Source organism: Halomonas litopenaei, from assembly GCF_003045775.1.
GTDB lineage: Bacteria > Pseudomonadota > Gammaproteobacteria > Pseudomonadales > Halomonadaceae > Halomonas > Halomonas litopenaei.
On sequence record NZ_PXNS01000006.1, the window covers coordinates 91,759 to 105,357 of the forward strand.

General features: G+C 65.9%; 12 protein-coding genes. 9 read left to right on the forward strand and 3 right to left on the reverse strand.

Features of this window, described 5'->3' with window-relative positions:
• Positions 1 to 35: 35 nt before the first annotated feature.
• Positions 36 to 944: a LysR substrate-binding domain-containing protein gene (locus C6W88_RS11930; RefSeq protein ID WP_045993213.1), complete on the reverse strand. Its 909-nt coding sequence runs from the start codon at positions 942 to 944 to the stop codon at positions 36 to 38.
• 132 nt (positions 945 to 1,076) lie between these two features.
• On the opposite strand from C6W88_RS11930, the gene C6W88_RS11935 reads away from it, so the two are divergent.
• The 6 genes from C6W88_RS11935 (at position 1,077) to C6W88_RS11960 (ending at position 7,022) form a co-directional block, all read left to right on the forward strand.
• Entirely contained in the window at positions 1,077 to 1,832 is a 756-nt protein-coding gene (locus tag C6W88_RS11935; RefSeq protein ID WP_045993214.1) for a 5-oxoprolinase subunit PxpA, read from the forward strand.
• Positions 1,833 to 1,913: 81 nt separating this feature from the next.
• Positions 1,914 to 2,171 (forward strand): acetyl-CoA carboxylase, encoded by a 258-nt coding sequence (locus C6W88_RS11940; protein ID WP_045993215.1) that lies wholly within the window; start codon positions 1,914 to 1,916, stop codon positions 2,169 to 2,171.
• Positions 2,168 to 3,556 carry an acetyl-CoA carboxylase biotin carboxylase subunit gene (locus C6W88_RS11945; RefSeq protein ID WP_108132620.1) on the forward strand — a complete coding sequence of 463 codons (1,389 nt, stop codon included), beginning with the start codon at positions 2,168 to 2,170 and terminating at the stop codon, positions 3,554 to 3,556. Before C6W88_RS11940 ends, C6W88_RS11945 begins: the two co-directional genes overlap by 4 nt.
• On the forward strand, positions 3,553 to 4,467 hold the full coding sequence (locus C6W88_RS11950; protein ID WP_108132621.1) for a 5-oxoprolinase subunit B family protein: 915 nt from the start codon (positions 3,553 to 3,555) through the stop codon (positions 4,465 to 4,467). Before C6W88_RS11945 ends, C6W88_RS11950 begins: the two co-directional genes overlap by 4 nt.
• Positions 4,457 to 5,473 (forward strand): 5-oxoprolinase subunit C family protein, encoded by a 1,017-nt coding sequence (locus C6W88_RS11955; RefSeq protein ID WP_108132622.1) that lies wholly within the window; start codon positions 4,457 to 4,459, stop codon positions 5,471 to 5,473. The genes C6W88_RS11950 and C6W88_RS11955 overlap by 11 nt, the downstream gene beginning before the upstream one ends.
• A 208-nt stretch (positions 5,474 to 5,681) precedes the next feature.
• Positions 5,682 to 7,022 carry a purine-cytosine permease family protein gene (locus C6W88_RS11960; protein WP_108132623.1) on the forward strand — a complete coding sequence of 447 codons (1,341 nt, stop codon included), beginning with the start codon at positions 5,682 to 5,684 and terminating at the stop codon, positions 7,020 to 7,022.
• A 79-nt stretch (positions 7,023 to 7,101) separates the two neighbouring features.
• Here C6W88_RS11960 and C6W88_RS11965 read toward each other — a convergent pair whose 3' ends face one another.
• Positions 7,102 to 7,980 (reverse strand): COG3650 family protein, encoded by an 879-nt coding sequence (locus tag C6W88_RS11965; RefSeq protein WP_108132624.1) that lies wholly within the window; start codon positions 7,978 to 7,980, stop codon positions 7,102 to 7,104.
• Positions 7,981 to 8,037: 57 nt separating this feature from the next.
• Positions 8,038 to 10,221 carry a S9 family peptidase gene (locus C6W88_RS11970; RefSeq protein ID WP_108132625.1) on the reverse strand — a complete coding sequence of 728 codons (2,184 nt, stop codon included), beginning with the start codon at positions 10,219 to 10,221 and terminating at the stop codon, positions 8,038 to 8,040.
• 70 nt (positions 10,222 to 10,291) lie between these two features.
• On the opposite strand from C6W88_RS11970, the gene C6W88_RS11975 reads away from it, so the two are divergent.
• The 3 genes from C6W88_RS11975 to C6W88_RS11985 all read left to right on the forward strand — a co-directional run bounded on the left by C6W88_RS11975 (position 10,292) and on the right by C6W88_RS11985 (position 13,517).
• Positions 10,292 to 10,744, forward strand: coding sequence for a hypothetical protein (locus tag C6W88_RS11975; RefSeq protein ID WP_108132626.1), 453 nt, complete (start codon positions 10,292 to 10,294; stop codon positions 10,742 to 10,744).
• A 141-nt stretch (positions 10,745 to 10,885) separates the two neighbouring features.
• Positions 10,886 to 12,739 carry a vWA domain-containing protein gene (locus C6W88_RS11980; RefSeq protein ID WP_108132627.1) on the forward strand — a complete coding sequence of 618 codons (1,854 nt, stop codon included), beginning with the start codon at positions 10,886 to 10,888 and terminating at the stop codon, positions 12,737 to 12,739.
• Positions 12,732 to 13,517: a class II glutamine amidotransferase gene (locus C6W88_RS11985; RefSeq protein ID WP_108132628.1), complete on the forward strand. Its 786-nt coding sequence runs from the start codon at positions 12,732 to 12,734 to the stop codon at positions 13,515 to 13,517. Before C6W88_RS11980 ends, C6W88_RS11985 begins: the two co-directional genes overlap by 8 nt.
• Positions 13,518 to 13,599 lie beyond the last annotated feature (82 nt).

A 13,599-nucleotide genomic window follows, 5' to 3' on the forward strand; every position in this document is an offset into this window, starting at 1 on the left:
TGCGTTGTGGCATGCCCCTGGTACCTGGCGTGCCGTCAGCCCGCCGCCATGGCCTCGATCAGGGCATCGCGAAACGCCTGGGCTGGCGGCGACAGTGCTCTCTTGCGATCCCAGGCGAAGCCCACATCCATGGTCGGGATGGGGTCGGCCAGGTCGATGTGCTCGATGCGCCGGCCCTCCAGCGACCAGGGCCGATAGACCATGTCCGACAGGATGCTGACGCCCGAGCCGCTGGCGACAAGGGAGCGCACCGCTTCCACCGAGGATGTGCTGAACAGGGTCTGTGGACCGAGTCCCGATGGTGCCCAGTAGCGCAGTGCGGTCTGCTCGGCCTCGTCGACGTTGAGCATGATATAGGGCTCGCGGGCGACGTCGGCCAGGCCAACGTCGCGCCTGCCGTGAAGAGGGTGGTGGCTGGCGACCCACAGGCGGCGGGGCGATCGGATCAGCAGGTGCTGGGCCAGCGGGGCACCCGGTTCAAGGTTTGAGATCAGCATGATGGCCAGATCGAAGCGGCCGCCGAGCAGGCCGGCCTGGATCGTCGGCCTCGAGGCCTCGTGCAGGCGTACCGTCACACCGGGATAGCGACGTTGAAACTGTGCCAGCAGCGGCGGAAGAAAGTAACCCGCCACGGTATAGCTCATGGCCAGATCGAGGCGTCCCTCCAGCGTCGGCGAGTGCACCCGGGTCGAGTCGAAGGCCTCGTCCACCGCCTGGAAGACGTGTCTGACCCGGTCGAGAAAACGCGTGCCTTCGCGGGTCAGCACCATGCCCTGGGCCTGTCGGTCGAACAGCTTGACGCCCAGCTCGTCCTCGATTTCCCGCACCCCGGTGGTGATCGACGACTGGGACACGTTCAGGTCAACCGCGGCCTGGGTCACCTTGCCGCTTTCCGCCACTGCCACGAAGTAGCGCAGCTTGCGAAGGGAAGGACTGCGCGCCATGTGAGATCTCCCTCAAGTTCTGTTGTTCGAACCTGTTATTCGGATTTTTTGATAATGCCAAACAAGAATTGGTATTTCCAATCAGTGGCGTCTCTCATATACAACGATGGAACACCCGCGAGGAGACCCACAATGACAACACTGGACCTCAATGCCGACATGGGGGAGGGATTCGGCGCCTGGCGCATCGGCGGAGACATCGACGATCGCATCATGGCCGGCATCAGTTCCGCCAATATCGCCACCGGCTTCCACGCCGGCGATCCCACCATCATGACCCATAGCCTGCAGCAGGCGGCGAAGCACGGTGTCGCGGTGGGGGCCCATCCCGGTTTCCGCGACCTGGTCGGCTTTGGTCGCCGGCATATTCACGCCGCCGCCGATGAACTGGTCAATGACGTCATCTATCAGCTCGGCGCCCTGCGCGAACTGGCCGCCCGGGAGGGCCTAGGCCTTCATCACCTGAAGCTTCACGGGGCCCTGTTCATGCACGCGGCCAGGGACGAGGGCTTCGCCACGGCGCTATGTCGCGCACTGATGACCATCGACGCCAATCTGCCGATCTACTGCCTGGCCGGGTCGGTGATCGATCGGGTCGCCGAGGCCGAGGGCATCCAGCGCGTCCACGAGTTCTACGCCGATCGTGACTACGACGATCAGGGTTCCATCGTCTTTGTCCGGCAGGTGCAGCGCCTCGACCCCGAAACGGTAGCCGAGAAGGTGCTGCTGGCGGCCCGCGAGGGCGTGGTCGAGACCGCCAGCGGCAAGCGTGTACCGGTCAGCTTTCAGTCGGTGTGTCTGCACAGCGATTCCCCCGGGGCGCTGGAGATGCTCGACGCCATCCGCCGCCGGCTGGCCGATGCCAGCATCGAGCTCAAGGCTCCCTGAGCCTGCGGCCGCCTGGCCACAGCCATCTTCACCTTGATCGTGTTCAGCGCAAACCAATTCCAATGACAAGCGAGAGACCTCATGTCCCAGCAAACACAGCAAGCCCCCTTTCCCGGCGTCTTCTATCGCCGTCCCTCGCCCGAGGCCGAGGCCTTCGTGTCCCCGGGTGATAGCGTCCAGGCCGGCGACACCATCGGCCTGCTCGAAGTGATGAAGCAGTTCTGCGAACTCAAGGCCGAGGTGACAGGCCAGATCGCGTCCATCGAGGTGGATGACGGCGATGTGCTGGAAGCCGGTCAGGACATCCTGGTCATCGACGTTTCGGAGGGCGAGGCATGAATGCGACCCGTCTGTTGATCGTCAATCGCGGTGAGATCGCCGTGCGGGTGGTGCGCGCCGCCCGCGAACTCGGCCTGACCAGCATCGTCACCCACAGTGAGGCCGACGCCGACAGCCTGGCGGTCAAACTGGCCGATGAGGCGGTATGTATCGGCCCGGCCCAGGCCGCCAAGAGCTATCTGAACATCGAGGCGATCCTGGCGGCAGCCCGGGAAGTCGGTGCCGAGGCGGTCCATCCCGGCTACGGCTTCCTGTCGGAGAGCGCCGACTTCGCGCGCCGTGTGGTCGAGGCCGGCATGATCTTCGTCGGCCCCGACGCCGAATTGATCGAGCGCATGGGCAACAAGGCCGAGGCCAGGCGCACCGCTCTGGTCGCAGGTGTTCCGGTAGTGCCGGGGTCGCCGTCGGCGGTGGCCGACGTGGAGGAGGCGGTGAAGGTCGCACTCGAGGTCGGCTATCCACTGCTGATCAAGGCCGCCGCCGGCGGTGGCGGGCGCGGCATTCGCACCGCTGCCGACGAGGCGGAACTCCGCGCCCAGCTACCGCTGGCCCAGAGCGAGGCGCGAGCCGCCTTCGGCGATGACAGCGTCTATCTCGAGCGTTTTATCGAGCGTGCACGACATATCGAGGTGCAGATCCTGGCCGACGGTGAGCGTGCCGTGCATCTGTACGAGCGGGAGTGCTCGCTGCAGCGACGGCGTCAGAAGGTGTTCGAGGAAAGCCCATCGCCAGCGCTGGACGAGGCCGCCCGCGAGCGCCTCTGCGCCTCAGCGGTGGCGCTCGCCGAGCACGTCGGCTACAAGGCCGCCGGGACGCTTGAGTACCTGTACGACGATGACAGCGGTGAGTTCTTCTTTATCGAGATGAATACCCGCATCCAGGTGGAGCATCCGGTCACCGAGATGATCACCGGTGTCGATCTGGTGCGGGCGATGCTCAGGGTATGCCTGGGTGAGCCGCTGGGGGTGGTCCAGGACGATATCGCGATACGTGGCTGGGCCGTGGAGATGCGTATCAACGCGGAAGACCCGGACAATGGCTTCTTCCCGTCGCTGGGGCAGGTCGAGCGACTGACCTGGCCCACCGGCCCGGGAGTACGCGTCGACAGCGCCCTGTACGAGGGCTACAGGATGCCGCCGTTCTATGACTCGCTGGTGGCCAAGCTGGTCGTCTGGGACGAGGATCGCGCCTCGGCGCTGGTCCGTGCCGGTCGTGCCCTCGACGAATTCACGCTGGAGGGCTTCACCACCACGGCGGGGTTGCATCGTCGGCTGGTGGAAGACCAGGCAGTACGTCGCGGCGACTTCCATACCGGCACCCTGGAGCTCTGGCTGGACACAGCCTCGGCGGCGTCAGCGCCATCAGTACAGGAGCAAGCGTCATGAAGCCATCCACCCAGCGTGACCCCAGGCAGGCCAAGCCAGCGCGCTACAGCGCCGCCGGAGACGAGTTCCTGTTCGTCGAACTGTCCGAGGCGATGAACCTGGAAGCCTTCTTTCGCGGGGTGTCGATCACCAGTCGGCTTGCCGAGCGCGAGATCCCCGGGGTGGCCGAGATCTGTCCCGCCAACGCCTCCTATCAGGTGCGCTACGATCCCGACCGGCTGCCGCTGTCACGCTTGATCGAGACTCTGGAGCAGATCGATGCCGAGGTGCTCGGCCAGCAGGTTCAGCGCCTGGAGACCCGGGTGGTGGAGGTGCCGGTGCTCTACAACGACCCCTGGACCCACGAGACGCTGATGCGCTTTCGCGATCGCCACCAGGACCCGTCAGGCACCGATCTGGAGTACGCCGCCAGGATCAACGGCTTTGCCAGCGTCGATGGCTTTATCGAGGCCCACAGCGCCAGTCCCTGGTTCGTGTCCATGGTGGGCTTCGTCGCCGGCCTGCCGTTCATGTACCAGATGGTGCCCCGTGAGCGGCAGATCGAGGTGCCCAAGTACGTACGGCCTCGTACCGATACGCCCAAGCAGACCGTCGGCTATGGCGGCTGCTTCAGCTGCATCTACTCGGTGCGCGGCGCCGGGGGCTATCAGATGTTCGGGGTGACCCCCATGCCGATCTACGATCCCAGCGGCAGCCAGCCCCACATCGATGACTCGATGATCTATTTCCGTCCCGGTGACATCGTCAAGCATCGACCCGTCGATCGCAGCGAGTACGACGCGATGGTGGCCGCTGCCGAGGCCGGGCGCTTCCGCCCGAAAACCGCGCCATTCGTGTTCGACCTGGATGAATATCGCGAGGCCCCGGAAGCCGTGGCCCGTCGCGTCGAGGAGGTGCTCAATGAGCATTGAAGTGATCAAGCCGGGGCTTGCGACCTCGGTCCAGGATGCTGGACGCGCCGGTCATTACCACCTGGGCATTCCGCCCTCTGGCGCCATGGACCAGTTCGCCATGCGCTCGGCCAACCTGCTGCTGGACAACGCCGAGGACGCCGCGGTGCTCGAGTGCGCCCTGATGGGGCCGGAGCTGCGCTTTACCCAGGCCTGCCGTATCGCCACCGGCGGCGCGGAAATGGTGCCGAAGATCGATGGCCAGCCCCATCCCAACTTCGAGGTGCTCGAGGTGCCCGCCGGCAGCGTGCTGAGTTTCGACTTTGTGCGCGCCGGGGCGCGGCTCTACCTGGCGGTGGAGGGCGGCATCGATGTGCCCGAGCGTCTGGGTAGCCGCAGCACCTACGCGCTCGGCGCCCTCGGTGGCTACGAGGGGCGTCCGCTCAAGGCTGGCGATGTGCTGCCCCTCGGTCAATCGAACGCCGCAAGCCGCGCGGCAGTCGGTCGGCGTCTTCCCGAGGCCTTTGTGCCGCGCTTTGCCAAGCACTATGAGCTGCGCGTTGTGCCCGGACTTTACGACCACCTGCTCGAGGAAGAGGCGAGGGAACGCTTCTATCAGGAGGACTGGAGCGTGGCCTCGGAGGCCGATCGCATCGGCTATCGCTTCAAGGGCGGTACACCGCTTCGGTTCATCGAGCGAGAGCCGCCCTTCGGAGCCGGTGACGACCCGTCCAACATCGTCGATGCCTGCTATCCCATCGGCTCGATCCAGGTGCCCGCCGGCAGCGAGCCGATCATTCTCCACCGAGACGCCGTGTCCGGCGGTGGCTACGCCATGGTTGGCACGGTGATCAGCGCCGACATGGATCTGGTGGGCCAGATTCAGCCCCATCAGAAGGTGCGCTTCGTACAGGTGTCCCTCGAACAGGCGCTGGAGGCGCGCAGGGCCTACGCAGGGCGCCTGGAGGCACTGCGTCAAGCACTGGGCGATGCCCGGGACCAGGCCCTGGGCCAGGCGCTCGACTAGCCGGCTGAAAAGGATCGAAGGCAAGAGCCTGAGTGCTTCGATCCCGTCTCACTTATTCCCGCAATTGCCACTTTGCCCGGCGGAGCCAGATGTCTCCGCCCGGGCTCCCCTTGCCCGGAATGTCACTCGAGCCCTGTCACCGAGGTATGGGCTGGCTTTTCGGTCCAAGGGCTTCGTCCAACCACAACAACAGCACGAGGCAACAACCATGAACGACACGACATCCCGCGAGAAGGCTGGGCAAGGCGCCGGCGACTTCGCCGACCGCCCCATGCCCCTGGACCAACGCATGCCCAGGGGCAATCTGATGATGGCCTGGTGGGCGGTATGCAGCGCCATCTTCTACATGGTGGTGGCCGCCGCCATGGCCCGCAGTTACGGCACCACCAACGCGCTGATCGGGATCGCCCTGACGGTGGTCTGCTACGGCGTCATCAATGCGGTGATCAGCCGCTATGCGATACGTACCGGGCTGACCGTGGCGCTGTTTTCCCGGGTCCTGTTCGGTCATCTGGGAGCGATGATCGCGACCCTGATCTTTTTTGCCACGGCGCTCTACTACGCGGTATTCGAAGGCTATGTGATGGCGCTGGTGCTGTCCGAGTGGTCGCCCTCGCTCGGCATGGCCAGCGCTACCCTGATCGTGGTGGTGGTCGGAGTCTCGCTGATCTTCGGCAGCGTCCAGCACTGGCTCGACAAGTTCAACGGCGTGCTGCTGCCGGTGTACATCGTCGGCATGCTGATCGCCGTGGGCATGGCGATGGCCGAGTTCGGCTATCCCTCCGGCTGGCTCTCCCGGGTGCCCGAAGGAGGCGCCAGTCCCTTCGGCTGGCTGTCCACCTTTGCCTACTACATGGGGGTCTGGGTGCTGATGATGTTTACCTTCGACTACGCCCGCTTCGGTCGCGTCGAGGATAGCCGCTTCCATGCCCGCGTCACCTTCGGCATTCCCTTTTATCTGATGACCTTCGTGTTCAGCGGAGTGGTGGGGATCCTGCTCGACGCCTGCCTGCCTACCGACGGCCTGTCGGAGGCGTCCATCGTGTTGGGGCTGCTAGAGTTGATGGGGCTCGGCGGGCTGGCGCTGGTGTGGGTGACCCAGAGCCGCATTAATACCGCCAACTTCTACCTGGCGACGGTCAATCTCGAGGCCTTCGTCGGCAAGCTCACCGGCCTCAAGCTCAACAAGATCCTGGCCGGCTGTCTGGTGGGCGGGCTTGCCTACCTGCTGATGCGGGCGGACGTGTTCAGCTACCTGCTGGCGGCCCTGGCCTATCAAGGCGTGTTCGTGGTGGCCTGGGTGGGGGTGGCACTGGCCCATATCCTGTCGCCGGAGGGGCGTCTCGAGGTCGACCTGGACGCTGACATCAGCGCCTTCAACCCTGTGGGGCTGGCGGCCTGGGCCCTGGCAGCGATTGTCGGCATCGCGCTGATGCTGTCGCCGAGTCTGGCCGGAGCCTCGGCACCGCTGACCTTTGTGGTGGCCTGGGGGAGCTACGCCCTGGGCCGTGGTCTGGCCCGGCATGGAGCCACCGCTATGACCGGCTAGATAGGGAAACGACAGCGCCGGGCCTCGTGAAGAGGCCCGGCGCCTTGTCGGCAAAGAGGGCTTCGCCGAGTGTTGGCGATCAATTGCCGCTGTGGCTAGCGTCCGTCTGCCGGTCGTCGCCGTCTTCTGTGCTTTCTCCTTCGTTGTCAGCCTGGGCGTCATCGCTACCTTGCGGTTCGGCGGCTGTAGCGGCGTCGTCGGGGTCGACCGCTGGCTCTGAGCGCTCGCTTTCCATCGCTTCTTCCATCTCGCCTTCCATGTCACCTTCGAGAGACCCCGACATGGCCCCCTCACCGGTGAACAGCGGACGGGCGTCATCGAGGCTGTTGAAGTCTTCGATCAGGACGGTGGCGTTCTCGGCCTCGCCTTCGTTGCCCTCGGCTTCGACGTAGCTGCTGCCGTCGAAGCGCAGGTGCAGGGCCTGCGCCGGCTGATCGGCGGCCAGGTGGCGCTTGACCACCAGGTCTCGCCAGCCCTCGTGAGATGCTTCGCCAAGCTGGATCGGAGGCTGGGTGGTGGGCTGGGCGCTGATGACGCGGTAGGCGTCGTCCTGGGCTTCGAGGATCAGGGTATCGCAACCCCCGGTGCCGCAGACCATCGGGCCGACCACGTGGACCACGGCCTCGTCCTGACCATCGTCGTTCAGGTCACTCCAGCCGACCAGGTAGCGAATCTCGCCGAGCTGGGGATCAAAGTTGGCGCGCAGGGACTGCTCCAGTGCCTCGCGGCGATCCGCCGGGCTCATCTCCGAGATGTCGTCGCCTTGTTCGCCGCTGGTGTCGTCTTCACTGGCGGAGTCTGCGCTCTCGTTGCTGCCGCCACCATTACCGGAGGTGACGTTTTCGCTCTGCTGTGACGCGCCTTCGGACGTCTCGGAATCGCTGTCGTCGGAGCAGCCGACGAGGGAGGTGCCGAGCCATAGCGCAGCGGTGAGGGCGAGCATCGGTTTGGCGTTCATGAAATTCCTTATTCTGAAAGTGGCCGCTAAAGCGGCCAAGGGCGTCCAAAGGTGCGGTCAGGCCTGCGGGCTCTCGTCGGTGGAGCAGGGATGGGGCCTTGGTGATTCGACCGGAGAGTTGTCCATCAGGTCCGCATTCACCAGGTCTGCATCCAGCAAGTCCAGGGCCCAGAGCACGAAGGCATCCTGGCGTGCCCCTTCGCGCCAGGCCTTGAAACGACCCGAGGCGCCGCCGTGACCGGACGTCATGTCGGTCTTCAATAGGGTTGTCCGGTTGGACAGTGCCGCCTGCTCGGCGTTCGCCAGGCTCAGGCGTGCGTAGAGCTTGGCCGGCTCCCAGTAGGGCACACGGCTATCGTGCCAGCCACCCTGGAGGAATACTGGCGGCCAGGCCTCGGCATCGAGGTTGTCCAGCGGTGAATAGCTGCCGATGCGTCGGGCGTCGGCAGCGTGGCTGGGATTGCCCCATTCGGTGTACTCCGCCGTGGTCAGCGGCAGGTCCGGGTTTTCCATGGTACGCAGGACGTCCACAAAGGGCACGTCGAGTACCGCCGCGCAGAATGCCTGTGGCGCGCGATTGAGGCTGGCGCCCACCAGCAGACCGCCGGCGCTGGCCCCGTAGGCGACGATACGCTGGGGATTCGATACACCCGCGTCGACCAGGGCGTCACGTGCGGCCAGGAAGTCCTCGAAGCTGTTGGGCTTGTGCTCGAGCTTGCCGGCCAGGTACCAGGGTTCGCCGCGCTCACCGCCGCCTCGCACGTGGGCCACCGCGAAGGCCGCGCCACGCTGGAGCAGTTCCAGGCGGGATACCGAGAACCATGGGTCCAGCGCCTCGCCGTAGGCGCCGTAGCCATACAGCAGCGTCGGCAGCGGCTGGTTCGCCAGGTCCTTGCGGCAGACCACGGACACCGGTACCCGCTCGCCGTCGTGGGACTCGGCCCACAGCCGTTGGCAGTGCAGGTCTTCCGGTGCCAGATCGCCGTGCAGAGGCTGCCGCTTGAGCAGTCGGCGCTCGCCGCTATCAAGATCCAGCGACCACCAGCTTGGCGGGGTGCAGAAGGATTCCTCGCGCAGGCGCAGTACCCGGTCGTCGAAGTGTGGGCTGTCGCCGAGCCCCAGGCTAAGCGGTGCGGGCGAGCAGGGCAGGGGGGCGTCGAGGGTGACGCTGTGGTCGCTGTCGAACTCGAGGCGACGCAGGCGCACCTGGGCCTCGAGGTGGTCGCGTTCGGCGATCACCAGGCCCCAGGCGTAGGCATCGACACCCTCCAGGGTGGTCTCCTGGCGATGGGGCACCAGTACTCGCCGCTGACCGGAGCGGTCCTCGTTCTCCACTTCCAGCTGAAAGTGCACCAGCCCTTCGTTGTGCAACACATAGAAGTGACCGGGACGATGATCGAGGGCGTACTCAACGCCCGGGCGACGGGGCTGAAAGCAGTGCGGGGGAGTCGCTGGCGCGTGGGCCGGAACCAGATGGGTCTCGCTGGTGTCCTTGGAGGCCGACTCGATGGTCAGCCAGGCCCGCGATCGGGTCTTGCCCAGACCGATCCAGAACTCGGCGTCGTCCTCGCGCAGGACCAGCTCGTCGGTCTCGACCCTGGCGTCTGCGCTGGCCGCATCCAGCGACAGGCTGAGCCGCCAGGCGCTGTCGGGTCGCTGGGTGGCGTCGTAGCGGGTGAACAGCAGGGTCTGGCCGTCCTCGGCCCAGCACAGCTCAGGGCCGATGTCGTCCAGCAGTCGATGCTCGGCGCCATCGGGCAGGCGCTTGATGAACAGGCGATAGGTCTCGTCACCCTGGGTGTCCTCGGTCCAGGCCAGCCACTGCTCGTCCGGGGACAGCGCCATGTCACCGAGTTCGAGGAAGGTGTGCTCCTGCGCTCTGGCCTCGAGGTCGAAGAACACCTCGCGCGACTGCGGGGCATCGTTGGGGTGGCGCCACCAGACCGGATAGTCGGCGTCGGCGGCGGTCTCGCTCCACAGGGTGAAGTGGTCCAGGCGACTGGGCAGCCCCTTGACGGCCAGCTCTCGCCGCGCCAGGTGGCCCTGGTAGAGTCGCTCGATCAAGGATTCCAGAGGGGCAAACCAGGTGTCGGCCTGGCGGTTGGCGGCCTCGAGAAAGTCACTCACGGCGGGATCGTCGCGATTCTCGAGCCAGTGCCAGGCGTTATCGTCCTGACGCGTGAAGTCCAGGGCGGGGCCCCGAGTTGCTGCGGCCGGTGCATTTGGCGGCTGTGCTTTCATGGTGCGAGATGTACCATACTCAAGAGAAATTTCATCTGTGCGCGGCGCGCACGTCAGGTTGGAGCATGCAATGTTGATTTCGGATTCCATGTCCACGCTGTGGTTGATCTATGGCGCATTGTCGCTGGTCGTACTGTTGGCTGGCTACCTTGGACTGGCTTTTTTACCGCGCCTGCCACGCCTGGTGCTGACCTGGGCAGTGGCCGGCGTGATGTGGATGCCGTCGATGTTCGAACTGCCGCTGATCGAGGAAGGCCAGGTCTACAGCGGTCAGGCGCCGGCCATCATGGTGGCAGCGGTCGCCTTCATGGACGGCAACAATGGCGTGCTGGTGCCGGCGGCCACGCGCGTCATCGTCGGCGCCGCGATCGGTGCGCTGTTCGGACTGGCACTGTGGTGGAGTGGCCGTCGCCGCCGTCTGCGCAAGGCCGAGGCCGCTGCAGCGGCGCGTGACCAGGACGCAGAGGCTCATGGGGCGTCGCGTGAAGAAGGGCGGGAGCGTCAGGAGCCGGTGCTCGGCTAGAAACTGTTCGGCTAGAAACTGCTGGCGAGGTCGCTCTGGCCACCGTGAACGGTGGACCATCGATGAACACGTCGAAGGGGGATGTAAAAGACGTCCACCGCCCACGGCCTGGAGATTCCGGGCGAGTTCCAAGGAGGACACATGGCCAAGCGGGGCCAGCAACGCTGCGGGAAAGGGGTAATGATGGCGACAATCGTGGCGTTGTGCCTGTCGCCGCTGACGGCGCTTGCCCAGTCGGCGACTGGGCAAGCGGGCTCGGATGAGCCACCGGACGTTCGCGTCGTGGTGGACGTGTCCGGCAGCATGAAGACCAATGACCCCAATCGCCTGGCAGGCAGTGCGCTGGACATGCTGGTGGCGCTGTTGCCGAGTGGTGTCAGCGCCGGCATCTGGACCTTCGGCGAGTCGATCGACAATCCGTTGCCTCTGGGGCAGGTCGACGCCCAGTGGCGCGAGCGGGCCTTGGCGCTGCCGCCGGCGCTGGAACAGTATCAGCAGCATACCGATATCGAGGCGGCGCTGCGCACCGCGGCAGCAGCCGAGGGTGACGGCTGGCGCCACCTGGTGTTGCTGACCGACGGGGTGATCGACCTGTCGCCGGGCCGGGGTGCCAAGCCCGACGTGGACCTTGCCTCTCGCCAACGCCTGGTCGAGGCGATGGTGCCGGACCTGGCCAACCAGGGGGTGGCCATCCACGCCATCGCCTTTTCGCCAGGCGCCGACGTTGCCCTGGTCGAGCGACTGGCGCAGCGCACCGGGGGGCTGGCGGCGGTGGTCGAGACACCGGACGCCCTGTTGGGCGCCTTTCTCGATATCGTCGAGCGCATCTTCCCGGTGGATCAGGTGCCGCTTGAGGACCGTCGTTTCACCGTCGATGCCGGCGTCGACGATTTTTCCGCGTTGATCTTCCATGACCCCGGCCAGGGAGAGGTGACCCTGGTGGCGCCGGACGGCACCCGTTACACCCGCGACACCGCACCCGCAGAGGTGCGCTGGCAGCGGGAACCACGCTTCGACCTGATCCGCGTACCCGACCCCGCCCAGGGGGAGTGGCGGATCGAAGGTCCTCTGGCGGCGGACTCGCGGATTACCGTCAACAGCGATCGCCACCTGGTGACGGAGACGCTGCCCGCGACGCTGTATTCCGGCTTCGAGGTGCCGTTGGCGGTGCGTGTCGAAAGTGACGGCGAGGTGACGGTGCCCGAGGGGCTCAAGGTGACGGCGGAGCTGTCCGGCGAGGCGGTGGACGGCCTGCAGATCCTGGCGCTTGGCAACGATGATGGCGTGTTTCGCGGGCGGCTGCCGTCGCCGTCGGGCACCGGCGCGGCTGAGCTGGTGATCACCGCCGAGGGCGAGGACTTCCATCGCCGACGGGTGCAGGCGGTCAATGTGCTGCCGGCCGTCGGCGCGGCACTGGACGAATCCGGGCGTCGGGTGACGCTGGTGGCCGAACATCCGCGCCTTGGCCACGACAACACCCGCTTCGAGGCCGATCTGCTGGGCCAGTCGCTGGAGGTGGCCCCGGCAGACGCCAGGCGCTGGAGCCTGGAAATTCCGCCCCAGGAGGATGAGGTCAGCCGTCCGCTGCGGATCTCGGCGGTGGCGACGATCGACGGCAACGAGACCCGCTGGAACCTGCCGCCGCTGTGGATCAATCGCGATGGCGAGGTGGCCCTGGATCGGGCGCTGGCAGGCCCCACCCTGTCCGGTGAACGCTTCGCCGAAGCCAGTGAGCGACAGGCCGAGGAGGAGGCTGGCGAGGCGCTGGCCGACCAGTTTGTGGCGTTGGTGAATGAAGGCCCCGAGCGGCTGGTGCAGTGGTGGCGCGAGGGAAGGCCTGGTCTTGAGCCCGCCCTCGAGCGTGCTCGGCATGATCCGCGCAGCTGGCTGGTGGCCGCTATCCTGGCGGTGGTGGTGATCGCCTGGCTGTTGTGGCGTCGCCGGCGCACTCGCCTGGCTGCGGCCGGGTCAACAAGAGAGGAACCCCATGTGTGAGCTTCTGGGCATGAGTGCCAATGTGCCCACGGATATCTGTTTCAGCTTTACCGGCTTTCTGCATCGTGGCGGCGGCACCGGTCCCCACCGTGACGGCTGGGGCATCGCTTTTTACGAAGAGGGGGGCTATCGCGAATTTCGCGACCCTCATCCTTCGGTGCACTCGCGAATCGCCCGGCTGATCTGTGAATACCCGATCAAGTCGAATATCGTCATCAGCCACATCCGCCAGGCCAATGTGGGCGGAGTGAAGCTGGCCAATACCCATCCGTTCGTGCGCGAGATGTGGGGGCAGCCCTGGTGCTATGCCCACAACGGCCAGTTGTCCGGCTGGGAGACGCTGGACCTCGCCAGCTATCGACCGGTGGGGTCCACCGACAGCGAGCACGCCTTCTGCCACCTGCTGGGTGAGCTCCGGCGGCGCTATCCAGACCCGCCGGAGGATCGTCGCGGTCTGTGGTCTTCGCTGCACGAGCTGTGCGAGAAGCTCAGAGGTCTGGGCGTCTTCAACCTGCTGCTGGCCGACGGCGAGTACCTGTACACCTATTGTTCCACCAAGCTCGCCCATATCACCCGCCGCGCGCCCTTTGGCGAGGCCAACCTGTCGGACGCCGAGATGGTGGTCAACTTTGTCGAGCACACCACCCCCGACGATGTGGTCTCGGTGCTGGCCACCGAACCGCTCACCGACAACGAAGAGTGGGTGCGCATGCAGCCGGGTGAGCTGCTGGTGTGGCGGGAAGGCGAGATCGTGGCCCGTTATCTAAGCGATGAATAGCGGGTTTTAAACGAAAGTTTGAATCAAGCGTATTACAGTCGCTGCGGGACTGGGCTATGGTAGCCAGTGTCGACACCACAAT